The sequence below is a fragment of the Leucobacter sp. UT-8R-CII-1-4 genome (genome assembly GCF_030010235.1).
Lineage (GTDB): Bacteria > Actinomycetota > Actinomycetes > Actinomycetales > Microbacteriaceae > Leucobacter.
This window is the reverse complement of sequence record NZ_JASCRS010000004.1, coordinates 337,917-360,543: the sequence shown is the minus strand read 5'-3', so window position 1 is coordinate 360,543 and position 22,627 is coordinate 337,917. Positions and strand designations below refer to the sequence as shown.

22 protein-coding genes and 1 tRNA gene are annotated in these 22,627 nt (G+C 64.0%); 4 read left to right on the top strand and 19 right to left on the bottom strand.

Translation table 11 applies throughout. The features are described from left to right. Positions 1–178: 178 nt before the first annotated feature. Positions 179–1,417 (bottom strand): imidazolonepropionase, encoded by a 1,239-nt coding sequence (gene hutI, locus QBL02_RS11450; RefSeq protein ID WP_282726549.1) that lies wholly within the window; start codon positions 1,415–1,417, stop codon positions 179–181. Between the two features lie 217 nt (positions 1,418–1,634). Next, entirely contained in the window at positions 1,635–3,362 is a 1,728-nt protein-coding gene (gene hutU, locus QBL02_RS11445; RefSeq protein ID WP_282726548.1) for a urocanate hydratase, read from the bottom strand. Between the two features lie 235 nt (positions 3,363–3,597). Between hutU and mscL the strand changes: the two genes are divergently transcribed. Beyond that, positions 3,598–4,047, top strand: a complete 450-nt coding sequence (gene mscL, locus QBL02_RS11440; RefSeq protein ID WP_282726547.1) for a large conductance mechanosensitive channel protein MscL — start codon at positions 3,598–3,600, stop codon at positions 4,045–4,047. A 67-nt stretch (positions 4,048–4,114) separates the two neighbouring features. Here the strand turns inward: mscL and QBL02_RS11435 are convergent, their stop codons facing one another. Continuing rightward, entirely contained in the window at positions 4,115–4,651 is a 537-nt protein-coding gene (locus tag QBL02_RS11435) for a GNAT family protein (protein ID WP_282726546.1), read from the bottom strand. Positions 4,652–4,726: 75 nt separating this feature from the next. On the opposite strand from QBL02_RS11435, the gene QBL02_RS11430 reads away from it, so the two are divergent. Next, a complete protein-coding gene (locus QBL02_RS11430) occupies positions 4,727–5,137 on the top strand; it encodes an NUDIX domain-containing protein (RefSeq protein WP_282726545.1) in 411 nt (136 codons plus the stop codon). Positions 5,138–5,147: 10 nt separating this feature from the next. Here the strand turns inward: QBL02_RS11430 and QBL02_RS11425 are convergent, their stop codons facing one another. Continuing rightward, complete coding sequence (locus QBL02_RS11425) at positions 5,148–5,663, bottom strand: DUF2165 domain-containing protein (RefSeq protein ID WP_282726544.1); 516 nt, start codon at positions 5,661–5,663, stop codon at positions 5,148–5,150. Further along, positions 5,660–5,860, bottom strand: a complete 201-nt coding sequence (locus QBL02_RS11420; RefSeq protein ID WP_282726543.1) for a DUF4177 domain-containing protein — start codon at positions 5,858–5,860, stop codon at positions 5,660–5,662. Before QBL02_RS11420 ends, QBL02_RS11425 begins: the two co-directional genes overlap by 4 nt. 160 nt (positions 5,861–6,020) lie before the next feature. Between QBL02_RS11420 and QBL02_RS11415 the strand changes: the two genes are divergently transcribed. Continuing rightward, positions 6,021–6,695: a hypothetical protein gene (locus QBL02_RS11415; protein ID WP_282726542.1), complete on the top strand. Its 675-nt coding sequence runs from the start codon at positions 6,021–6,023 to the stop codon at positions 6,693–6,695. A gap of 58 nt (positions 6,696–6,753) precedes the next feature. Here the strand turns inward: QBL02_RS11415 and QBL02_RS11410 are convergent, their stop codons facing one another. Beyond that, positions 6,754–7,116, bottom strand: coding sequence for a DUF2200 domain-containing protein (locus QBL02_RS11410; RefSeq protein WP_282726541.1), 363 nt, complete (start codon positions 7,114–7,116; stop codon positions 6,754–6,756). A gap of 267 nt (positions 7,117–7,383) precedes the next feature. Here QBL02_RS11410 and QBL02_RS11405 point away from each other — a divergent pair. Next, positions 7,384–7,457 (top strand) — tRNA-Pro (locus tag QBL02_RS11405). Positions 7,458–7,653: 196 nt separating this feature from the next. Here QBL02_RS11405 and QBL02_RS11400 read toward each other — a convergent pair. The 13 genes from QBL02_RS11400 to QBL02_RS11340 form a co-directional block, all read right to left on the bottom strand. Beyond that, positions 7,654–8,883 (bottom strand): site-specific integrase, encoded by a 1,230-nt coding sequence (locus tag QBL02_RS11400; protein WP_282726539.1) that lies wholly within the window; start codon positions 8,881–8,883, stop codon positions 7,654–7,656. After that, positions 8,867–9,082 carry a helix-turn-helix domain-containing protein gene (locus tag QBL02_RS11395; RefSeq protein WP_282726537.1) on the bottom strand — a complete coding sequence of 72 codons (216 nt, stop codon included), beginning with the start codon at positions 9,080–9,082 and terminating at the stop codon, positions 8,867–8,869. Before QBL02_RS11395 ends, QBL02_RS11400 begins: the two co-directional genes overlap by 17 nt. Next, positions 9,079–9,651, bottom strand: a complete 573-nt coding sequence (locus QBL02_RS11390) for a hypothetical protein (RefSeq protein WP_282726536.1) — start codon at positions 9,649–9,651, stop codon at positions 9,079–9,081. Before QBL02_RS11390 ends, QBL02_RS11395 begins: the two co-directional genes overlap by 4 nt. Positions 9,652–9,665: 14 nt before the next feature. Beyond that, a complete protein-coding gene (locus QBL02_RS11385) occupies positions 9,666–10,124 on the bottom strand; it encodes a single-stranded DNA-binding protein (RefSeq protein ID WP_282726535.1) in 459 nt (152 codons plus the stop codon). An 81-nt stretch (positions 10,125–10,205) separates the two neighbouring features. Continuing rightward, positions 10,206–11,981, bottom strand: a complete 1,776-nt coding sequence (locus tag QBL02_RS11380) for a type IV secretory system conjugative DNA transfer family protein (protein WP_282726534.1) — start codon at positions 11,979–11,981, stop codon at positions 10,206–10,208. Continuing rightward, the gene (locus tag QBL02_RS11375) at positions 11,978–12,568 is read right to left on the bottom strand and encodes a hypothetical protein (protein WP_282726533.1); all 591 of its coding nucleotides are present in this window, start codon (positions 12,566–12,568) and stop codon (positions 11,978–11,980) included. Before QBL02_RS11375 ends, QBL02_RS11380 begins: the two co-directional genes overlap by 4 nt. Before the next feature lie 154 nt (positions 12,569–12,722). Next, positions 12,723–15,734 (bottom strand): hypothetical protein, encoded by a 3,012-nt coding sequence (locus QBL02_RS11370; protein ID WP_282726532.1) that lies wholly within the window; start codon positions 15,732–15,734, stop codon positions 12,723–12,725. A gap of 69 nt (positions 15,735–15,803) precedes the next feature. Next, positions 15,804–16,595 (bottom strand): DNA-processing protein DprA, encoded by a 792-nt coding sequence (locus QBL02_RS11365; RefSeq protein ID WP_282726531.1) that lies wholly within the window; start codon positions 16,593–16,595, stop codon positions 15,804–15,806. A 403-nt stretch (positions 16,596–16,998) separates the two neighbouring features. Next, positions 16,999–18,477 carry an ATP-binding protein gene (locus tag QBL02_RS11360; protein ID WP_114320125.1) on the bottom strand — a complete coding sequence of 493 codons (1,479 nt, stop codon included), beginning with the start codon at positions 18,475–18,477 and terminating at the stop codon, positions 16,999–17,001. Continuing rightward, the gene (locus tag QBL02_RS11355) at positions 18,474–19,256 is read right to left on the bottom strand and encodes a hypothetical protein (protein WP_282726530.1); all 783 of its coding nucleotides are present in this window, start codon (positions 19,254–19,256) and stop codon (positions 18,474–18,476) included. The genes QBL02_RS11360 and QBL02_RS11355 overlap by 4 nt, the downstream gene beginning before the upstream one ends. Positions 19,257–19,272: 16 nt before the next feature. Then, entirely contained in the window at positions 19,273–20,742 is a 1,470-nt protein-coding gene (locus tag QBL02_RS11350; protein ID WP_282726529.1) for an SCO6880 family protein, read from the bottom strand. A gap of 3 nt (positions 20,743–20,745) precedes the next feature. Further along, positions 20,746–22,125 (bottom strand): conjugal transfer protein TrbL, encoded by a 1,380-nt coding sequence (locus QBL02_RS11345; RefSeq protein ID WP_282726528.1) that lies wholly within the window; start codon positions 22,123–22,125, stop codon positions 20,746–20,748. A gap of 30 nt (positions 22,126–22,155) precedes the next feature. Then, entirely contained in the window at positions 22,156–22,425 is a 270-nt protein-coding gene (locus QBL02_RS11340) for a DUF6112 family protein (RefSeq protein WP_194582290.1), read from the bottom strand. Positions 22,426–22,627 lie beyond the last annotated feature (202 nt).

Here is a 22,627-nt window from a genome sequence, read left to right as displayed (position 1 = left end):
TGGGGGGTGTGCTGGGCGACGTTGCCATCTGCTCTCCTTTGTATTGTTGTGGCGCGTCGTCACGCCACGGGTTTGCAGCATGGTGAGGGCAAATCACCCAAACCAAGTCTGGTTGTTTATCGCGGGCGATGCCCCATCGGCACTCGTTCCGCGTGTCTTCTCGATCGAAATAACGGGGCTAAATTTCGCGCTGGCCGGCATGCCACACCGCGGAAGTAAGTGGCATACCTGGGCGGTACGCGAGGTGCGTGACCGATGGCGCATCAAGCAGTTGCAGATCTGCGCGTGCTCCCGGCGCGACCACACCGATCCGCTTATGCGATACACCGCGCGGATCGACCCATCCGTCTTCATGCATGCCAAGCGCAATCGCGCCGCCGAGCGTCGCCGCACGCACCGCCTGCTGCACAGTGAGCTGCATCTGCAGCACAGCGGTCGCCACGGCGAAACCCATTGAGTTGGTGTACGAGGTGCCCGGGTTGCAATTCGAAGCAATCGCCAGCATGGCACCGGCCTCGACGAGTCGTTTTGCTGGCGCAAGCGGCATACGTGTTGAGAGGTCACAGGCCGGCAGCACAGTCGCGACGGTACCTCGCTCGCCAGCACCACCTCGCCAATCTGTCCAAGACCCAGCGAGCGCTTCAACGTCTTCATCACTCAAAAACGCGAGGTGGTCAACGCTCAGCGATCCGTGCTTCACAGCCAGCTGCGCACCCGGACCGTGCCCAAGCTGGTTACCGTGCACCCGAGTAGCGAGCCCCTTCGCAGCCGCCGCCTCAAGAACTCGCGCCGAAGCTTCGCCGTCAAAAGCGCCGGTTTCGCAAAACACATCGACAGCGGTGACAAGCGGCGCAACCGCGTCAAGCATTGGCCCAACTACCAGATCGAGGTATTGCGCTGGATCGGCACCGGCCGGAACCAAGTGAGCACCAAGGAAGGTGACCGCGTCTGCGCTCGCACCAGCGATGCGCGCGCTGCGCACCTCATCTTCGACGCTCAGACCGTAGCCTGTTTTGGTTTCAAAAGTCGTGGTGCCGCCGCGACGACCCTCGTTGATGAGTCGTTCGAGGTTTGCGGCGAGCGCCTCGTCACTTGCCGCACGAGTCGCGTTCACCGTCACATTGATGCCACCGGCAGCGTACGATTCGCCCGCCATACGTGCTTCGAACTCGGCCGTGCGATCCCCCGCGAACACCATGTGAGTATGCGAGTCGACCCAACCCGGCAGCAGCGCTCTGCCAGCCGCATCAAATCGCTCGTCGGCCGCCGGAGCCTCGTGAGTCGGCCCAACCCAGGCAATGTTTTCACCTTCGACGATCACGGCCGCGTCGGCGATACGGCCACCGAGGCCCTCGCCGAGCGTCTCGTCGTTAGTGGTCAGCTCAGCAATGTTCTCAATCAGAAGCGTGCGGGTCATGTCATTACCTTTGCATGAGTTCGGTTGCGGGGATCAGCGAGTGGTTTGGCTGTGGGCTGCGCGGGAGCGAGCTTCCTGTTTTGGCGGCCACCGTCGCGGGAAGCGTTTCGCGGTTTTGGCGCTTTTTGCGGATTCCGAGTATGCGATTTTGCATACTCGGAATCCGCAACGTCGCGCATGAAACAGGAAACCCACTTCCGCGACAAGGCTCGATTGCCTACCAGGCGCGATCAGTATTCAGCGTGGTTGGTTCCATCGGCACACGCACTCCACGCTCTACAGCGACCTCGGCCGCACGCTCGTAGCCAGCATCAACGTGACGGATCACGCCCATGCCTGGATCGTTCGTGAGCAGACGGCTGAGCTTCTCTGCCGCGAGTTCGGTACCGTCGGCAACCGATACCTGGCCGGTGTGGATCGAACGGCCAATGCCCACTCCTCCACCGTGGTGGATCGAAACCCAGGTCGCGCCAGATGAGGTTGCGGTGAGGGCGTTCAGCAGTGGCCAGTCGGCGATCGCGTCTGAACCGTCAGCCATGGCTTCGGTCTCACGGTATGGCGATGCTACCGAGCCCGAGTCAAGATGATCTCGGCCAATTACGATCGGTGCTTTAACCTTGCCCTCTGCAACAAGCTTGTTGAAGAGCAGGCCTGCCTGGTGACGCTCGCCGTAGCCAAGCCAGCAAATGCGAGCTGGCAGACCCTCGAATTCGACACGCTCTGCCGCGGCGTCGAGCCAGTGATGTAGGTGGGTGTTCTCTGGGAAGAGCTCCTTGAGCGCTTCGTCGGTAACACGAATGTCTTCTGGGTCGCCCGAGAGTGCCGCCCAACGGAACGGTCCGAGACCCTCGCAGAAGAGTGGACGGATATAGGCAGGCACGAAGCCTGGGAACTCGAATGCGCGGTCGTAGCCGCCCTTGCGTGCTTCGTCACGGATCGAGTTGCCGTAGTCAAAGACCTCGGCGCCGGCGTCCTGGAATTCGACCATTGCCTTGACGTGTGCAGCCATGGCTGCCTGCGCGTCGCGGGTGAAGCCCTCAGGGTCGGCCTCGGCACGGGCAAGGCGATCCTCGACCCGGTAACCAATTGGCAGGTATGACAGCGGATCGTGTGCCGAAGTCTGATCGGTGACGAGATCGATCTTGATTTCACCAGCCTGGTGACGGCGCAGAATCTCTGGGAAGACCTCTGCCGCGTTGCCAACGAGACCGACCGACCAGCCGCGGTTCTCATCGCGAGCCTGCTGCACCTTCGCGAGAGCTTCGTCGATGTCGTCGACTACCTCGTCGAGGTAGCGCTTGCCAACTCGGCGCTCAAGGCGAGTGCGGTCAACGTCGACGATCAGGCAGGCGCCATCGTTCAGGGTGACGGCGAGTGGCTGCGCGCCACCCATGCCGCCGCAACCACCGGTCAGGGTGATGGTGCCTGCGAGCGAGCCTTTACCCTCGACGGTGGCGATGCGGCCCTGGCCTTGTAGCTTGCGACCGGCAGCGGCGAAGGTTTCGTAGGTGCCCTGGAGAATGCCCTGGGTGCCGATGTAAATCCATGAACCTGCGGTCATCTGGCCGTACATCATCAGGCCTTCTGCCTCGAGCTTGCGGAACTCTGGCCAGGTTGCCCAGTCGCCGACAAGGTTCGAGTTTGCCAGCAGCACTCGGGGTGCCCACTTATTGGTGCGGAATACGCCGACTGGCTTGCCCGACTGCACCAGCAGCGTCTCGTCTTCTTCGAGGTCGCGCAGGGTGTCGACAATTGCGTCGAATGCTCCCCAGCTGCGTGCTGCGCGGCCGGTGCCACCGTAGACGACGAGGTCGTCTGGTCGCTCGGCAACCTCTGGGTCAAGGTTGTTCATGAGCATACGAAGCGGAGCCTCGGTCTGCCAGCTCTTTGCGCTGATCTCGGTGCCGCGTGGGGCGCGGACGGGGCGTGCTCCCGGGAGTGCCATGGTGATGCCTTTCATCTTGCTGCGTCATGCCTGCTGGCGCCGCGGTCACCCTGTTCAACTGCTCTGTGTGGTGACCTCTGCGCGAGCTGTACCCCCATTTCACCGTGCGCGGTGGGGCTGTTCAATGAGCTTGAGCAACCCACTGTCCGGTGGGCCAGACAGTTGACTTTTAAGTTGCCGCTACAGTTGTTTCAGAGCTTTCGTGACACGCGACGGCCAGGAGAAAGGAGAGCCCGTGAAGGGATTCAGAGATTTCATCATGCGCGGCAATGTTGTCGAGCTGGCAGTCGCCGTGATCATCGGCGCCGCGTTCACTTCGATCGTGAATTCGCTGGTCGACGGGATCTTCAACCCTGTGATCGCTGCACTGTTCAACGCCGACGAAATTAACAAGGCCGTACTGCAAATCGGCCCAGTATCGCTCGGCATTGGTGCCGTCATGGGCGCAATCATCAACTTCCTGCTGGTGGCAGCGGTTGTCTACTTCGCGATTGTGATGCCAATGAACAAGTTCAATGAAGCAATGTACGTGCGCAAGCACGGACACAAGCCATCTGAAGCTGAAGAGGCTGAGGCAGCAGCGAGCGAAACCGATCTGCTGATCGAGATTCGTGATCTGCTCGCAGCGCGCGAAACTGGCGATTCAGCGCCTCGCTCGGGCAGCCACGGCGCACACGGCGAGTAAGTTCACCAACGCTCAAGTCGTTGAGAACGGGCCCTTGACCAGTTACGACTGGTCAAGGGCCCGTTTATTAACGCGGGGGCAGCGCCGGGCCCTCTGGAAAATCGCTGCGGGTGAGGTCCATAAAAAGCGCGTCCTCAAGGTGGCCCCCGGGTCGAACCTGGTAGTCACGAAGCACGCCGATCTTTTGAAAACCGAGCCGCTCGTAACTACGAATTGCACCGTCGTTGTGAATATTCGGGTCGAGCGTTACTCGAGTAATTCCCGCAGCAAATTCTTCGCGGATCGCCAGCGCTAGAGCCTCTTCGCCGATTCTGCGGCCCCGGAAACCGGTGGCAAGAAAAAGATGCATAACCGTAGTGGGATATTCTGCATCCTCACCGCGCAGCACAAACATGGCGCCGACGCAGTTGCCCTCAACCTCGATTACTCGCGCTTCTGTGTTGCCAACAAATTCTTTCTCAACGCGCTCAGCCGTATAGCCGACCCACCATTTCGAAACCTCGGGTTCAAGCAATACCGCAAGTAGCGGATCGCGGTCACTCTGAGTGACCTCACGAAGAGTGACAAGAGGACCGACGATTGGCGTAACTGCTGCGGAGTTCATGTGCTCAGCGTAGTAGTTTGCCGAGGTACCAGCCATGCGCAGTTTCCGGGAGGGCAGAAGCCTTAGGCTGGAGCAATGAGCACGCACGCAAACGGGGAAATTCGAGTCAGCGCAGTAGTGATGCGAGATGCAGACGGCCGCGTGCTCAATGTGCGTAAGCGCGGCACCACCACCCTCATGTTGCCCGGTGGAAAGCCGGAACTCGGTGAGAACGCAGCCGAGACTGCTGCGCGCGAAATCTCAGAGGAGCTCGGCATCGAGCTTGATCCATCGCTACTTACTGAGCTTGGCGAGTTTCGTGCAGCCGCCGCGAACGAAGCGGGTTTTGACGTCGTCGCCAACGTTTTCGAGCACCCATTCGTTGCCGGCGTTGAGGTTCAGGCTGAGATTGAGCAACTCGAGTGGGTGCACCCGAGCGAACAGCGTGAAGACATGGCCCCGTTGAACACGGAGCACGTGTTCCCTGCGCTGCTCGCCCGGGGCTGACCCTGCTCGCCTAGTTCGATTCGTTATTTTCGGTGACCGGATCGCTCATTGCAAGAAGCACCGCAAAACCGGCCCACAGAATCGCGAGTGGCATCGCGGTGTCTTTACCGTTCCAGGTGCTTGATTGCCACATGGCGAACCACTCGGAGCCGATCACGATGAACCCGATAAACCAGATCACGAAGCCCATGCCGTAAGCTCCGTAGCCCCAGCTCTTTGCCTTATTAAAGGTCGCGGCGTCTGCGTTTCGGCGCAGGAACAGCTTGATACCGCCGATCAAGCCGAGCGCGGTGAAAACGCCCTCGGCAAGAATGATGCCGATGTAGCCCGCGGTCCACATCCACGGCTCCGTGATTGCGCGCCACATGAGGGCGTTGCCCTCGAAGGTGGTGTCCATTGACAGAACGTGCTTCACAAATTGATAGTTGGAGTCGTAGTCCATGAGATTTCCCATGAATACGAATAGGCCGTAGAGGCCGGCCGAAAACAGCGTGAACGCCTGCAAGAGGCGGAGCGGATGTTTCATTTCTTCACCTTTTCTTTCAACCTACGCGTGAACACGAGATCAAGACGCGGCTCCGCGAGATGTTCGAGTGGGATCGCCTGCACAAATTCCCAGCCAAGCTTTGCGTGCTTGGCGATGACCTCTCGATAGTCACTTGCGTACTCTGCCCCGTCGCGACGACGTGTCATCGCGATACTGACGAATGTGTATTCCTGCATTGGCCCACCTCTCGTGTGATCCCAGCATCCTCCACCCGACAAGTGTCGTCAATAGCTTGCGGAACCTCTGCTGCGGAGTGTGGCAGTGTCTCTGGTTACTGGCTATGGTGAGAATTCAGGCGACTGCGCCAATTTTTTAGGCCCCGAACATCGGAGAACGTTGGACCAGGAAATAGCGCGTTCGCGACTCAAAAATATTCTCGTAGGCGTTGCCGCGTTCGTCGTTATCGGCCTCATTCTTTGGCTTGATATCACCACGGGCATCTGGGCTGATCTCGCTGTGGTGTCAGGTCTTGCCGGTGGTCTTGTGAGTTTCCTTCTTACGGTGACCGTGCTTGATCGTCTCGTCGCACGAGCCGCGGCGAGACGGTGGGCTCCGGTGAACCGTCTCGCACTCGTTGAGTTTCTGAACTCGATTGCTGATGACGAGCAGAGCGAAATCTCCCGTGGCCTGATCGTGCCGCGAAAACTCCCAAATCTCGATGAAAGCTCTATTGATTTATCAAAGGACCTGCATGTTTTACGTGAGAGGGTGCTTCGAGAACGAGCCTTGCTCTCTGAAGCGCTCGGCACCTGGGCACAGTTTCTGGCGTCGAGTGGTGACAACACCTTCGTAATGCGACACGTTGCAGAGTTCGCTCTCCAGCTTGAACGCGTACGTGACGCCGCCCTGGATGCCGAAGACGCTCGCAGCGAAGCGGGCGCGGCTGTAACCGGCAACGAGTTCGTACTTCTAAACGAGCAAATCGACCGCTGCAACTCAGCAATGGTCACACTCGAAAGCGAACTGCGCACGCAGATCACTCTTGAAGATGAGGCAGCGACCAGCAAATAGTCGCGGTGACACCTCAGATCACAAAGCGTGAACGCAGGCCTAAGCGCTCACGCCTTTCTTAAACAGCTACCCGCAGTATCTTTTCCATTGGGCGGCCCTTAGCGAGTTCGTCAATGAGTTTGTCTAGATAACGAATCTCGCGCATCAACGGATCTTCGATCTCTTCGATTCTGACACCGCAAACAACACCGGTGATTTGTGCACGGGCCAGATTTGGCTTTGGAGCTTCACCAAAAAACTGCTCAAGATTGACCGGATTACCCGGAACAATCAATTCGTTCAATTCAGGCTGCGTGTAGCCAGTCAACCAACAAATAATCTGGTCAACTTCTTCTTTTGAGCGCCCCTTGCGCTCAGCCTTCGCCGTGTAGTTCGGGTAAAGGTCTGAAAATGCGAGTTTGTAAATTCGGTGGCCAGCCATGGGATCAGCATAGGTGCGACCACCGACATTCAGCCGACAGCATGCTGACAGCTTGCTGCATCCGCGCTAATCCCAGGAAAACGCGACACCACACCGACCTACCTCCGCGCCAGTTCGGCAGCACACGAATTTACCGCTAGCATGGAGTGGTTGCCTGGCGTTGAAGCCAGAAACAACGGGTTGTGGCGCAGCTTGGTAGCGCACTTGACTGGGGGTTAAGGGGTTTACCCCGCCCGGACAGCCCAAAATAACTGAAAATTGATGCCACGGGCTGTGGCGCAGCTTGGTAGCGCACCTGACTGGGGGTCAGGGGGTCGCAGGTTCAAATCCTGTCAGCCCGACAGAAAAGCCCTGATGAGACGTAAGTTTCATCAGGGCTTCATCGTTTGTCTGGCGGGTTTTTGTTGGTCCCCCTCTGGTCCCCCTGGCCGATTCCGCGTTGGCGCTTGGGGGTCGAAGCTTGGTTCGAAATCGGCTGACCTGAGGATAAGGGGACCAAAAGGGGACCAGAACCACTCCGGGCATTGTTTCGGCCCCTCACAGGCGTCGTGTCGGCGACCCGCTGCGGGCGTTCTGGCGCTTCTGCCCCGATGGCGAGAGGAACGCGTTCGCTTGCTCTGCGGCGGAGGCCAGATGCCGATTATCGGGGTGGAGATACCCGCGCGTGGTTTCCATCGAGGCGTGCCCCAGAATCTCTTGAAGCACGTGCAGCGGGACCCCGGCGTCGGCCATCCATGTCGCGCCCGTGTGGCGGAGCCCGTGGCGGGTGAGATCAGGCAGGCCGAGGGTTGCGACGATCTTGTCCCAGTTCGTCGCATCCCGCACGGTCGCCGTCGTCAGCACCCCACCCTTCGGCCCGACCAAGAGCTGCGCCTCGGGTTTCTTCCCTTCAGTAAGTCGTTCGAGTACGGGACGGAGTGGCTCTAAGATCGGCACGCGTCGTTCTTTGCGGCTCTTGGTGGGCTTCGTGATGAGTCCACCCTTGCCGGGGAAGATTTGGCGTGCAATGACGACGAGGTTCTTCTCAAACCTGACATCCCCAACCTGCAGCCCCGACACTTCCGATGATCGTGCCGCGAGGAGTGCGGCGAGCATCACGAAGTCGCTGTAGGACTGGTCGACCTTCCCGCACGCTTTCGCGAGCTTGTTCAACGTCTTCATATCCGGGATCGCGTGCGCCCGCGGTGATGCTTGCTCGGCAGACAGGGTGCGGAACGCGTTGCGGTTCAAGCTTCGCTTCGCACGATTCTTCGCAGGGTTGATCGTCAGCAGACCATCTCGCACTGCCTCATCGAGCACCCTCACAAGGGGAGCAATGGAGTTCTTGATCGTTGAGGCCCCGTACCGCTGCTCCCACTCATCAATGGTCCGATCGATGATCCCCGCGGTGACCTGCGTCACCGGGAGATGCCCAAGCGCAGGCAGCACCCGCAGCTTGAGACCGAACCCGTACGTCTCGCCGGTGGAGGTCGGGTCGAGGCCTCGCGCCCAACGGTCGCCGATTGACGTGACGAACTCCGTCAACGTCATGGCGGTGTCCATGCCCTTGACGGACGAGTTACGCAGTTGATCGAAGAACGAGTGAGCTGCCGCTTCATCGGCGACAATTTCGGAGCGGATCACGCGGCGTTTGGTGATCGGGTCCGTCCACCTTGCTCGCGCCCGGATGCCATACGAGCGGCGCTCCATATCGGTGGAGACTTTCACACCGATCGGCGGTACCGGCTTCGGGTCGGCCTTCGGAAGCGGCTCACCTTTCCGCGGCATGTTCGCGTTCCAGTTCAGTAAGCCACGCCTCCACCGCTTCGATCCGGTAGCGGGCGATTCCGCTCATGCGGATGAACGGCGGCCCCGTACCCGCTGACCGCCACCTGGACAATGTTGATTCCGACACCTTCAGATAGGTGGCGACATCACGGCTGTGCAGCAACGGCGACTGAACGGGTGACTCTGTTGCCTCGTTCATGAGATCTCGCCTGTGGTCGGATCGAGAGAACGGTAGAACTGATCCTCTTCCTCCCGCCGTTTTTCGACCTCGGCGAGCACGAACTCGATGAACTCCTGCTCACGGTTATCGATGACGACATCTTCGACCTGCGGAGCGGGCGTCTCGCCCGGCCAAGCAGTCTGCCGCGTGGGGCGGTCACGATCGAGACGAGTGCCGTTGGTGGCTACCCAGTCGCGAAGACGAACCCGTGCATCGGCGAAGTCGCGGTGCCAGGCCAGCGGTGCTGATCCGCTCTTCTCCGAGTCGTAGCAACAGAGCCAGTGCATATGCAGAGCGGAAAGCTCCCACAACAACTCCGTGTGATGGTGCCAGAACGGCGGGATCACCGCTGCTGGGAGTCCGTAGGTGCGGCGTAGCCAGTGCACCCAGCGGTTGAGCTCAAGCCATTCGGCTTCGAGGTCTTCCGGGCCAAGCAAGTTCCAGTTGATCGGATGCGGAGGCTCAACCAACAATGGTCCTTCAAAGTCACCATCGAACTCGATCTCTTCGTCAACCGTGTCCTGGTCTTCAGCGGTGTTCTCGTCCATGATCGGCGCCGCTGTCAGATGCTTGCCCGGCCCGGGCCACTGGCGTGAGCCCCTGCGACCGGGTCTCGACTGGGACCATGGTGCGATGGCGCATCCTGGTCGACGCTGCTGCGTCGAGGTGTGCGATCCACTTCGTATCGGGTGCGAGCAAGATCGTGGCCGATACGAGAAGCAATGAACTCCTCTGCGGCAACTTGCTGCCCGTCCTTCTCATACGTGTATTCATGGACGCGACCAGAGGCGATGAAACGGTCGCCTTTGCGGAACCGTGAAGCTGCCTCTTCTGCGGTCTTTCGGAAGATCGCGAGGTCATGGAAGGTCGGCTCCAGCTGGGTGAATGAACCATCGGATTCCTGCCGCGAATGCTCAATCCCGATGCGTGCGTGCAACCTCGAAACTCCGTTTTCCCCGACCGTCAGTCGAGGCTGCGTAGCGATGAACCCAGAAATGGACTGCTGCGTATCGATACTCATCGACGTGCTCCTCTCAGAAGGGGCGACCGCCATGGCCGCCTTATCGGAGAGGTGCGCCAAGTACCCCTGCGGTTGACCCGGTTACGGGCGCTGACGCAGAGACTCTTCAACGGCTGCCCGCTGAGCGCGGAGAACATCACTGTCACGCCGACCAGTCCAAGCACGCAGTTTCGCAACGATTGGTGGTGCGGCGCGTAGCAGGATGAGGCCGGTGCCGAATGGGAGGGTGCGGATCACGTCGGGCGGCATGATCGATACCCGGCGGATGGAGCGTTGTGCGGTGCGGGAGCCGTGGTCACCGATGGTGGTGGAGTCGGTGATCTCGTCGCGTTCACCGATCAATGTGGTGAGGTCTTGAAGGTCACGGGAGTTGGATGCGCCACCGAGGATGATCTTCACAATGCTGGCGTCCCAGATCGCGCCGGCCGCGTTATCCGACCACTTCTCCCGCGCCTGCGCGAGCGATTGCAGCACCGGCATCGTCGTGATCCCCGTACCGCCGCCTTCTGCCATCAACGTCGGCAGCGATGGCAGCGGGGCGAGGTTTCCGATCTCATCCAGCGCGAGCAGCAGCGGTGGGTCGAGGCGGACTGCGGGTGATCGGGCGGCGAGACGGCGGGCGGCTTCGACGAGGTCTTCCACGAACGCTGACACCAGTGCGGCACTGTTGTTCGCCCCCGCACCGGTCGCGAGCAGATACACGGTGCCGCGCTTACGCAGAAACTCCTCCGGATCGAACCGCTCCTCCGGGCTGGGACTCACAGCATCGAGGACGCGGGGGTCTGCGAGGGCAGCAAGGGAGAGGGAGACGCCTTGCCAGATGGAGTCGCGGGTTCGGGGGTCTGCGTCGATCATCGCCTGCAGCGAATCCGCCCACCCCGTTGCGGCTTTCGGATGTCCGGTGAGGATCGCGACCGCATCGGACGCTGCGGCAGGGTCGAGGGTCCACCGGAACAGCTCGGCAGGCGCACGCTGGTCGAGGGCTGCGGCGTGGAGAAGGGCTTGGAGGGCGGTTCGGGTTTTCCCTTCCCAGAAGTCTCCACCTTCGACACCGCCAGCGGAGAGGCCGGTGCCGGCGGCGAGGCCGGTGGCACGGATCATCGCTGTCAGCGGGTCCTCGCATCCTCGGATCGGTGACCACCTTAAGCCTGCGGGGATGCCTTCGGCGAGGTGCTGCGGATCGAACACCGCCACCGGCCGCCCTTCCGCACTTCGTGCTTTCAAGGTGGCGGTGAGGTTGTCGGGGCGGGTGGAGGTCGTGACGACTGCGCCGGGGGCGTCGAGGATCGCGTTGATGACCACATGCAGGCCCTTCCCGGAGCGTGGCGGCCCGATCAGCAGGATCGAGTCCTCCACGCTCGCCCACACATTCACGCTCCGTGATGCGCCGAGGAGGTAGCCGACATCAGTGACCGCAGGCTGCTCGATAGAGGGCCTGAGTTGCCCGGCGCGTCGCAGCAGCGCCTTCTCCGATGCCGCAGTGGTGACATCGGTGCGGGTGGCGATCCCGACGATCCGGTACGGGTCGACCTTCGTCTGCCGCGACTGTTCACGGAAGAACCGCCACACCCACCACCCCGCACTCCCGACCGCGACGATGAGAATGCCGCAGACGATCCAATAAGCCACCGGGCTCAGCCCGTCGGCGCCAAGCGCACGGCCGGGGTCTGCGGGGTGCAGGATGACGCCGAGGCCGGCTTCGACCCCGCCCGTCGGCTGCGCGGCCCCGGTGACCCAGGCGGTGATGGCGCCCGCGACGCGGAGGATGACGGCGAGGACGGCGGCGGCGATGAGTGCGATGATGCCGAGGTTCGCCAGCTCGTCCCCAAGCGCCCCACCTTGCCGCGGGGTGGTCATTGGATTCTGCCGATGGTGAGGGTGCCGGAGATGCGGCCGAGGAGGATCACTTCGCCCGTCATCGCAAGCGCTGCTTGTTCTGCGGTGAGGAGGGTGCGGGCGGTGCCGTCGCTGCTGGCGTCGGTGTGGGCGTGGATGATCGCGACGGCGACATCCTCACCCGGAACGAACCCCGCCCCTGCCACCTGATGCAACACCGGCTGCGCGGCCCGCACCGGAGGCGACACCACAGCCACAGGTGCTGGAGCCTCCCAGGGTTTCGGGGTGGGGCGTTCGCGGGGTGGGGTGATGATGTCGGTGAACGTTGACCCGTCGACCTCGTGTACCTGCACCCGCAGCGGCGACCGATGCTGGGCGGTGAGGGCGTCGAGGATGGTCGGGAACGCTTCGCGCCGCCACCCCGGAGCGAACGGCTCCGGCATGTACGCCACCCCGTCCACTGTGACCGTCATCGCACCATCAGTGGTGATGGTGAACTCCACCACCGGCACGACGACCGGTCCACCGGGCTCAGACTTCGGTGGCTTCACGGTTTTCGGGGGTTGGTGGTCGGGGTGGGTGCGGCGGTAGCGGGGCTTCGGCGTCACAGGGTTCCTCTCCGTGGAGTGCAGGGGTGTCGCCAGGCAGGTGCACCCGCACCGCCCCCGGAACGCAGGTGGGAGGGCACGAACCTGGGGGTGGTTCGTGCCCTCCCGTGCCGACCCGCAGTATTGGGGGTGCCGGTGGGTCGGCAGTCTGTGGTTAGTCCTCCTTTGCTCCCTCGGACTGGGCCTTGAACTCCTCGAACGACAGGTCCTCGTCACGGACGTATCCGGCGCGGTCGCGGGCGATCGCGAGGCGACGCCCGAACAGCAGCACCCCACCAGTCGCCGCAGCGATCAGCCCACCAGCGAGACCGAGCGGCCACCAGTCACCGCCGCCGGTGTGCGCAAGCTCACCCGGAGTGCCCGGCTTCGCCGGCTCCTCCGGAGTGTCGGTGACGGTGGTGGTCTCATCCGGTGCGCCGCAGACCCCACGGTGCAGGATCGTGCCGTCCTGATCGGTGACGGTCTCCACCCAGTAGTAAGTACCGACCGTCTCGAAGGTCACCTCGTCGGAGCGATACTCACCCGGACCATCCAGCTCGATCACGGTGGAGGTGAAGACGAGTTCTTCCGGGGTGCAGCTCGCGGTGTCGCCGTCCTGCCGGTATGCCTCGAACAGCAGGCGTGCCCCGTCGGGGACGGTGCCGGTGACGGTCGCGACATCATGCGCCGGATCACCCAGCTGCACCGTCGCCACGGCGTTCGTCTTCACGATCAGCTCCTCCGGCTGCTCCTTCACCACCGTCGTCTCACCCGGCGCCCCACACACACCCTCGGCGATCACCTCGCCGTCGGCGTTGTAGAAGGATTCGACCCAGTAAACGTTCCCCGGGGTATCGACGGTGGTGGTGCCGGAACGGTAGACACCGGCCTGAGTGACGGGGATCTCCTCGCTCTCGTAGAACGGTGCCTCGCACACGGCTCCGGCGTCTGCCGGGTGGGGTCCGTAGGCGCGGAACACCAGATAGGCGCCGTCAGGAATCTTCGTGCCCTGCACGAGCGCGGTATCCGAGAACGGTTCACCGACGAACGCTTCCGGTGTCGCCTGCGTCACCACCGACACGGGGACGTCGGTGCCGGTGGGTGGGACGTAGAAGCGTTCCAGTACATCCGCCGGAGACGACGCATACGGCTGCACCCGGTCATCGCCGACGAACGTCGTGACGAGGACGTAGAAGCCGGGCTCGGTCGGCACGATCTTGTCCTCATCCGTGTACCCGAGCTTGTACACCCCATTCCGTGCCGGGGTCATCAGCTCCGCCAGCACCGGTGCGCTGGTGAGGTCGAGATCGTCGGTGAGTTCCGTATCTGACGCGAAGGGGCCGTAGACGGTGTGATTCAGCTCATCGACGTCGGCGTTCCAGTAGCCGTCGCCGGTGAAATCGCCGTGGTTCGCCGGGAACCCCGTGACGGTGATCACATCGAAGGCGCGTCCACCGGGATGCACGTTGTACTCCCGCAACAGCGAGGTCACCGTGACCGGCCACCGCACCGACGTCGTCTCCACCGTGATCCCGTACTCGTCGGCCCAGTCGTTCGCGAGGTAGTCGCGCACCCACTCCGGCTGCGACGACTTCTTCACCTCCCACACCCAGGTCACAAACCCACCCGTCGGCGCGACCACCTGTGGGGACGTGTAGACGCCGGGGCCGTCGGCGGTGACCGTGACGGCGCCGAGCGGCACCGCGTTCGGGTCGATGCCGGTGTGCTGCGCCGGTGGCAAGGTGCCGGGCACCTGGTAGGCGGTGCCCTCGAACACCACCGGAATGAAATCACCGTCCTTCTTCAACCACGCACCATTGCTGCTCGACACCGTGATCGAGTCCGTAAGTGCATCGCCGGGGACGGCGAGACGCTGATCCGCTTCCGAAACAGCTTCGGGCTGGAACGGCACCACCGACGTCTCGGCGACTTGGCCGAAGCGGTCGGTGAACGAGTCGGTGAGGTACTTCGCGGTCTCACCGTGCGCGGTCTTGTCGATGCTCCACACCCACGTGTAGAACCCCGACTCCGGCGCAACGATCGTGCCCGGCGACGTATACGACCCCGCACCCGTCAACGTCACGCTTTCGGTCCCCGTCACGGGTGCTCCGGCAGGTGGAGTGTTGGCCTCTGTGGGCTGCTCATCGAACGGCCCATACAGGGTGCCGGTCGCGGTCACCTCAATCGGGTTCCCGTCCAGGTGAATCCAGGTGCCCTTCGACACCGACACCGTGAGCCCATCCACGAACGCATCACCCTCCGCGACGTAGCGAGAGGCGACCTGGGTGGTGATCTCCGGCTGAAAATCAAGTTCGATCACCGGCGACTCCGCCGACGCCGACAACCCCGTCGATGACCCCGCGACGGCAGCGATCAGACGCTGCTTCCCAGGAGTCGTGTAAAGATCAAGCGCCGCACCATACCCGGCCGCATCGATACTCATCGACGCGCCAACCCGGTAGGACGGGACACCGTCTGCGGGGGTGCCGGTGATCGGGTGCGCTCCGGAGCCGATCGTGCGCGAGGAGGAACCGTCAGCGAAGACCGCATCCGACAAGATCGCAGCCCCAGTGAGCCCTGCGGGGTGGGTGGCGACGGTGAGTGTGCCCGTGTATTGATCTGACATCTCCAGCGATAGCGACAGTGACGGGTCGGTGACCGCGTTTGCTGCGGCCTCCTGCCGCATCGCGGCGAGGTTCGCGAGGATCGTGCCCCGCTCCGACGCGGGGGCTCGGGCAACGTAGTAGTCGTCCCCGGACATACCGTGCGAGTTGTATGAGCCGGCACTTGCCACCGACCACACATGCAGTGCGACAGCGGCGGTGACGTTCGGGTCGCCCGACTGCCCCCACCGGTCCATCACATAGTTCAACTCGGCAAGCTGCTGCCGCGACAGCGAATCCAACGCGGTGATCCGCTCCGGCCCCGACGTGTTGCCGTAGGGCGGGTCCGCGTCCAGGTCCGCGCAGTACGCCTGCCGGCCGTCCACATCCGTGTTGTACGCGCCGAGGAACGCACCATCTGACCAGTACCCGACCCCTTCACTGCCCGCATGGGCAGCCTGGGGGCCAAGCGCGAACGAACCCGCGATGACCAGGAGCGCGAGCAGCGCTGACAACCAGCGACGCACTCCCGTTCTGGGTGGCGCAGCCTCCGGCTGCGTGATGTGGGCGAGTGATCCTGACACGAGAAACCTCCTGGTGTTGTCCATCAGCGACCAGAGCCGGCCGCCTTCACACCAGGTGCACCACCAGCCTCACAACACCGGCCCCCGCAAATCACGACCCTGCGCCGACGGCCCAGCATCGAGCGGGTCGGACTCGAGGCCTGCACGCTCCCGCACGGCACGGTGAGCCCGGTCACGAACCCCATGCAGCAACTCCCGCACATCGTCATACCCAGTCACCACCGCGGCGAGGCCATCACGCAGCAACCGATGACACCCCGCGGACGTGGCGCTCGTGACCGGCCCAGGGATCGCACCGACCGGGCGGCCAAGCTCTGCGGCGCGGGCTGCGATATGGAGGGTGCTGGAACGGTACCCGGCTTCCGCGATGAGGACGGTCCCGGAGAGCGCGGCAAGAAGCCTGCCTCGTTGCAGGAACCGCCACTTCGTCGGCGCAGCCCCCGGCGGCAACTCCGACAACAACAAACCCTCCTGACCGACACGAGTCAGCAGATCAGTGTGCCCTGCCGGATACAGCCGATCCAGACCGCCTGCGAGCACCGCGACCGTGGCACCGTCCGAGGCGAGTGCGGCACGGTGTGCGGCACCATCGATCCCATACGCCCCACCAGAAAACACCACACGGGAGTCGGCGACCGCCGACTGCACCAACTCCGTCGTGGCGTGCTCCCCGTAAGCGGTGGAGGCCCTGGCTCCGGTGACGGTGAGGCGATCCCACACCGGCCGGCTCAGCAGCCCGATGTCACCTTTCGCCCACAACGCCACCGGTGCACCGTCCCCAAGCGCGTCGACCCCGGCCGGCCACTGCGCATCGCCGGGGATCAGCACCCGCATCCCCTGCCGCTCCGTGTCAGCAAGCACCCGTTGGATTTGTGTGGCGTCGAGGTGTGGTGCGAAGCGTCGCTGCCAGGTGTCACCGTCCGACCCGGGTGGGACTTCATCGGCGAGGACACGGGCGACCGTTTCGGATGCGCCGACGGTGCGGATCATCCTCCCCGCCACCGCATCTCCTGGTTCGGACGCGATGGCGAGGATGATCCTCGCGGTGCGCTCATCTGCTGCCAGATCGTTGATCGTGTCCATCAGTGCTGCTCCCTCGTTTATGGCGAATCAATCGAAGGATAGGTACGAACCAGCACGCCAAAACAGTCACCGCGAGTGCCCAAGTAGGTGCGGGAACTTGCGCCCTCACAACACCCCACCGATCAGCCGAGATCGGCGGAATCACGCGGAATCAGGGTTCAGAAATCCCGAACGTAAGCGTTTAGCCCTTCATCCTTGCTGTGGTGTCGAACGCGGCGAGCTCAGCCGGGTGGAGTTGGTGCTGGACGACGAAGGAGCGTTCCTTGATCCGCCAGAGTCCTTGCCCGGTGCCGAGTCCTGGGAGGAGTTTCTGTTCGGTGCCGGTGAGACCGAGGGCGGCGGCGGTGGCTCCGAGTTGGTCGGGTTCTTGCCGGTAGATGATCCTAGTCTCCGCATTCGCCAACAGGCTGTTCGCGAGGGCGCGCATCGCGGACCCGGAGTCGCCGACGTTGTCGAGGTCGGTGAGTTTGTGGAAGATCAGCATGTTCGCGATGCCGTAATGCCGTGCGAGTCGCCATTGCGCGTCCATGCGGCGTAGGAGGGCGGGGTAGGCCATGAGTCGCCAGGCTTCGTCGTAGATCACCCACCGGTGCCCGCCATTTGGGTCCATCAGTGCTGACTCCATCCACGCCGATGAGCAGGTCATCAGCACGGAGATCAACGTGCTGTTCTCCGCCACCCGCGACAAGTCCAAGCTCACCATCGGCAGCGACGGGTCAAACCTGACCGTCGATGGCCCATCGAACAGCCCCGCAAGATCACCGGCAACGAGGCGTCGGAGGGCGTGGCCGACGAGCCGGCCGTCCTCTGCCAGCCTCCCGTCGGTGTCGGTCGCGGGGTCAGGGGCGAGGATACGGTCGACGACCATCGGCAGGATTGGCACGTCAGCGGTGCGGACGGTGTCTTGGAGGGCGAGGTCGATCGCGGTGTGCTCCAACGGCGACAGCACCCGATCCAGGACGGTCTCTGCGAGCGCGCCGATGAGTTCCCGGCGGCGGGACGCGACTTGCGCCGCCCATTCCGCATCGCTCACCCCGGATGTGCGGTGGCCTTCATCGAGGGGGTTGAGCCGGTTGCGGAGCCCATGCCCGAGCACGATCGCCCGCCCGCCGACCGCCTCCGCGACCGCGGTATGTTCGCCCTTCGGGTCGCCGGGCACGTACACGCGGCGTCCGAACGGGATCGACCGGGTGTAGAGGGACTTGGCGAGTGAGGACTTGCCGGAGCCGACGATCCCGGCGAGGACGATGTTGGGTGCGGTGATGAGGCCGCGGGCGTAGAGGGTCCAGGGGTCGTAGACGAAGGAGCCGCCGGAGTAGAGGTCTTGGCCAATGAATACGCCGTCGGCGCCGAGGCCGCCTTCGGCGAGGAACGGGTATACGCCCGCGAGCGTCGCCGAGGTGTCCTGATGTCGCGGCAACCGGAACCGCCCCGGCGTCCGCAGCGCCGCTGCCCCTGGTTCGCCGGCGGCGGGGAGGTAGGTGGTGTTACGGCGTTCCGCACGCTCCGCCGCCAGCCGTTCACGCTCCGCCGACTGCTCGGTGCGACGGGCGCTGGTTTCGATCTTCGCGGCGGCGTGCTTACGTGCCTTTCGCTGCTTGCGGCGTTCACCGGCCGGTTCGACCAACGCCGCGGTATGGAGCTTCTGGCGATCGCTCACAGTGCCCGCCCCCGCAACGCGGATGAGGACTGTGACTGCGCGAACCAGTCGTCTTCCTCCTCGTCCACCGCCGCTTGGCGCCGCGCCCGTGGACGGGTCGGCGTCGTCCGCGCAGACGGAGCCTCAGCATCCGGCTCTCGTGTTTCCGTGTGGGCTCGGAGCAGGGACACGTGCCCGTGGTCGTGGTTGTACGTCAGGGTGTAGACGCCTGCGGTGGTGGTGTGGTCGAGGGGGCCGGTGGGGATGGTGTTGTAGACGTGTCCGTTGACGAGCGCGGCCTGCGTGGTCTCCTCGCCCAGGTCGAACCCGGACAGGTGCTCGATCGCCGCGTCAGTGCCGTCGCGGTCGATGATCGTCAGCACTTCGTCGGCTTCCTGCCCTTGCAGGAATACCACGCTCACCCACCGCGACACCGGGCCTGGTTCTCGAGCCGCGGGGTGCCAGGCGATCCGTCCTGAATCAGCCACCGCCGCATCCACTCGCTGATGCACGCCATCCAGCAACGCCGCCGCCTGCTGTAGCTCGGCGGTCGCGGCGAGCGCGTAGGTTGCGCCGGCGGTCTGATCCCCGGCGTCGTCGTGCGCGCGCACCCGGTTCGTCTCGTGGGTGGTGGCGAGCTGGTCGAGGACTTGCCGGAGGGAGCGCACCCCGGCAAGGAGATCACCGAGCACCGTGTAGGTGTCAGTGGGGTCCTCGAACACGCGGGAGGCGTGCGCGAGCCCACGGAGCGCTTCGGACGCTTCCGCGGCGTCCGTGGTCGGGTTCTGGAAGGTCGGCATGACGGGCTCCTGTCGTTCAGACGGTGCGGCACAGCGGCAACGCTGCGACGGTGAAGGCTTGCGCTTGCTGCCCAACGAGACGCCGGGTCTCGCAGGATGCTTGGATCGCGGCCTGCTCGATCGCCGCGACCGCGGTATCGAGTTCTTCCGAAGTGGACGCGCTGATGCTGATGAGGCCGGTGTAGCGGAGGACTCCGTGGCCGGCGGTGAGGTCGGCTTCTTGTTGGAGTACGTCGCCGTATTCGGCGGTTTGGGAGGCGTCTTCGATTTGCCCCATCTTCTGCCGCTGCGCGGCATCCGAGATCAGCTCGGTCTTCTTCTTCCTGATATCCCTGGCCGCCTGATCCGACCGGATCGGCGTACAGATCAGCGAAAGCGCCCGCTGTATCCCGGAGGACAGCAGCACGGGTGCGAGGAACCCTGGATACACCTGCGACCTCGGCCACTCCGACACCCACAGCACGGCATGGTGCGCGGAATCCGACCGCAGGCGATCCCAAGATTCGGTGACCGCGACCGGGCCCGCGGTGGCAAGCGTGCGGCCGATGTCGGTGTTCCGTTCGAGGATCGCGGCCGTGGCGGGGTCGTAAGCGGATCGGAGGATCACTGCGACCTGTGCGGGGGTGAGCCACCCGGTGATCGTGAGCTCCGCCGCCCGCAGCGCCGTCACGAGGGTGGTCATCTCCTGTCGTAGAACGGCGGCGGCTCCCTTGATGCCGCCGCCGTTGGTGCGGACCTGGCGGGCGGCAGCTTTGAGGTCGAGGGCGACGCTGATGTTGGTGGCGTGGCGTTCCCCGGCGGGTCCGGCACGGTCGATGAGCTCGCGGTACACGGTGGAGGTCCAAGACCCGTCGTCAGTGCCGTGGCGTTGCCACCACTCGATCAGTCCGGAACCTCCATCGGGGAGGGTGCGTTCGCACACTTGAAGGCGGGCGATCCGACCGGACCGGCAGGTGGTGGCGAGCACGCGGCCCCAGGTGGCGACGCGGCGTTCCTGTTCGCCGGGGTCGAGGAGCACGAACGCGGGATGTGAGATGCCGACGATCGCGGTGAGGGTCTGGGCGTGGGGGTCGTGGATCATCGCCGCACCCGTCTCCGGGTCCTCCCACTCCCGCAGCGACGCCGCATCACCGGGAAGAGCGAGCGTGCCCGCAGGACGGGGCTTCACGACCCGCCGCTGGAACACCGTCTGCCGTGCCTGCGTGCGGGCCACCCACTGGAAGGTGACGGGCACCCACTCGATGAGCTTCCTGCCGCCGATGGGTGTCCATGCGAGGGCTGCACAGAGCAGCCAGATGGGTGCGGTCCAGGCCAGCAGCATCCCGCCCCCGGCATAGAGGGCGCCGACGATGGAAAGCACGCCGACGGCGAGGACGAGGAGTTGCGGGAGGGAGAGGCCGAGGAGGATGCCGCGGCGGGTGAGGCGGGAGAACTGCACCGCCCGCAACCCAAACCCCGCACTGCTCGTGTTCTGCTGAGTCGACATCGGTCACTCCGTCCTGGCAGTCGGCTTCGATGAGGGCGCGGGCGGAGGCGTCGAGGGCGTCGGTCGCGCCGGTGGTGCGGTCGGGGTGTGGCTCGGTGCGGGCGGTGGCGGTGCGGGTTGCGCGGGTTCACCGGCCCCTGCCGCGTGACCCTCTGCGGCACCGCCGACCTTGCCGCCGAGTTTCGGGCCCGCGGTCGCCGCCGCACCCACCACCTGGGCCCCGACGACGACAGCTGCCGCGGGCCCGGCGGCGGCCGCGCCCGCCCCGGCTCCTGCGCCGCTCGCGCCGGCTCCGACGCTCCCGGAAGCAGCCGCACCGCCGGTCGCGGCGGGTGCCGCACTGGACGCAGTTGGCGTAGCCCCACCGGCGGAGGGTCCCGCACTGCCGCCGCCTCCGGTAGGTGTGTCGCCGGCGCCATCGAGCACCTTCTTCGCCCCGTCCGTCTTCGGCGCTGACGGCACAGGGACGGGACGGTTGAGCGCGGACTTGGCTTCTTGTTCCGCGCTCATCGAGTGGTACATATCGAATCCGATGAACGTGACGAACTTGTACGTCATGTACGGGGCGAACGCGGCGATGAACATCAGCACGACCCCGGCGATGGGGTCGCTGATCGACGCGAGATCCAGCTCGATCGGAGCACTCACTTGGGTGATCGCGACGAGGAAGATCACCACGAGCACGAGCTTCGACAAGATCAGCGCGATCACGAACGTCGCCCACTTCCCGAACCAGCCCTTGGTCGCATCCCACGAGAACCCAGCGAGAGCGATGGGTGCGAACACGATCGCGACGAGCAGGAGGGCTTTGCGGATCAGGAGGGAGAACCACACGATCGCAGCCGCGCTGATGGCAAGGCCGGCGAGGAAGATCGTGACGATCGCCCCGACACCGGGAGCGGCGATGTTGATCCCCGCGAACCCCGCCGCGAGCAGGGTGATCCGGTCGCCGATGGATTCCATCGTGTTCCCCGTCGCCTGCACGATCCCGACCGCGAGCTGATCCGTGATCTCCAACAACAGCCCGGTGAGGCCGATAGCGACGAACGAGCCGAGAATGCTCTTCGCCGCTCCGAGAGCGGCGCGGGTGAGGGCGGTGGGGTCGCGGTGGATAAGGCCGGTGATCAGTTGCAGGCAGAAGAAGATCAGCACCACGAACACCGCCACCCCGAACAGGATGTTGTAGACCCCGACATAGCCTTCGTCTGTGACGTCGACGAGGGTGGTGGTGTCGAACACCGCCCAGACCGCCTCAAACAGCCACGCCGCCGCCCCGCCCATCGCCTGGGCGAGCCAGTCGAACGGGGCCGCGATCAACTGCGCGGCGCCTTGGCCGACGGTGTCGCACACTGCCGAGATCACCGGCACATCACACACACTCACCGCATCCTCCTTCCCTCGTACGCGGTGGGGCTAGACGGCTTGGCCGACGCCCCAGAAGAAGTTGATGAGCGTCACGCTGGCGCCGCAGATGATCGCCGCCCCACAGGACACGAGCACGCCGACCTTCCCGCGCGACGCGAGGTGCGGGTTGGAGGAGTTCGCGCCGAAACCCCACACGATCGCTGAGATGATCAGGGCGAGGACGGAGAGGATCAGGCCGACGGTCATGACCGCGCCGACGATGATGCGCAACTGCTCGATACCGGGAAGCCCGGTACCGTTCGGATCAATATCAATCACAGGGATGCTCCTTCTGCTCACAAGCGCCGGGGAATGGCGGACTTGCCAGCCAGGTGCACCATGAGGCCCCTTGATAGGCTCGATTGGTCACAGGCGGATTCGCGTTGCCCTGATGTCGGCAAACGAAGGAACGGGGCCAGGGGCGAGTCTTATTGATGTGATTGCCGCTACTCGAGTCACGAGAAGGGGCCGGTACCTTCTG

Excerpts from the sequence above, each read along its gene's own strand:
- hutI (WP_282726549.1), bottom strand. The coding sequence starts at position 1,417 with ATGACCCGCACGCTTCTGATTGAGAACATTGCTGAGCTGACCACTAAC.
- hutU (WP_282726548.1), bottom strand. The coding sequence starts at position 3,362 with ATGGCACTCCCGGGAGCACGCCCCGTCCGCGCCCCACGCGGCACCGAG.
- QBL02_RS11435 (WP_282726546.1), bottom strand. The coding sequence starts at position 4,651 with ATGAACTCCGCAGCAGTTACGCCAATCGTCGGTCCTCTTGTCACTCTT.
- QBL02_RS11430 (WP_282726545.1), top strand. The coding sequence starts at position 4,727 with ATGAGCACGCACGCAAACGGGGAAATTCGAGTCAGCGCAGTAGTGATG.
- QBL02_RS11425 (WP_282726544.1), bottom strand. The coding sequence starts at position 5,663 with ATGAAACATCCGCTCCGCCTCTTGCAGGCGTTCACGCTGTTTTCGGCC.
- QBL02_RS11420 (WP_282726543.1), bottom strand. The coding sequence starts at position 5,860 with ATGCAGGAATACACATTCGTCAGTATCGCGATGACACGTCGTCGCGAC.
- QBL02_RS11410 (WP_282726541.1), bottom strand. The coding sequence starts at position 7,116 with ATGGCTGGCCACCGAATTTACAAACTCGCATTTTCAGACCTTTACCCG.
- QBL02_RS11400 (WP_282726539.1), bottom strand. The coding sequence starts at position 8,883 with ATGCCGCGGAAAGGTGAGCCGCTTCCGAAGGCCGACCCGAAGCCGGTA.
- QBL02_RS11395 (WP_282726537.1), bottom strand. The coding sequence starts at position 9,082 with ATGAACGAGGCAACAGAGTCACCCGTTCAGTCGCCGTTGCTGCACAGC.
- QBL02_RS11390 (WP_282726536.1), bottom strand. The coding sequence starts at position 9,651 with ATGGACGAGAACACCGCTGAAGACCAGGACACGGTTGACGAAGAGATC.
- QBL02_RS11385 (WP_282726535.1), bottom strand. The coding sequence starts at position 10,124 with ATGAGTATCGATACGCAGCAGTCCATTTCTGGGTTCATCGCTACGCAG.
- QBL02_RS11380 (WP_282726534.1), bottom strand. The coding sequence starts at position 11,981 with ATGACCACCCCGCGGCAAGGTGGGGCGCTTGGGGACGAGCTGGCGAAC.
- QBL02_RS11355 (WP_282726530.1), bottom strand. The coding sequence starts at position 19,256 with ATGCCGACCTTCCAGAACCCGACCACGGACGCCGCGGAAGCGTCCGAA.
- QBL02_RS11350 (WP_282726529.1), bottom strand. The coding sequence starts at position 20,742 with ATGTCGACTCAGCAGAACACGAGCAGTGCGGGGTTTGGGTTGCGGGCG.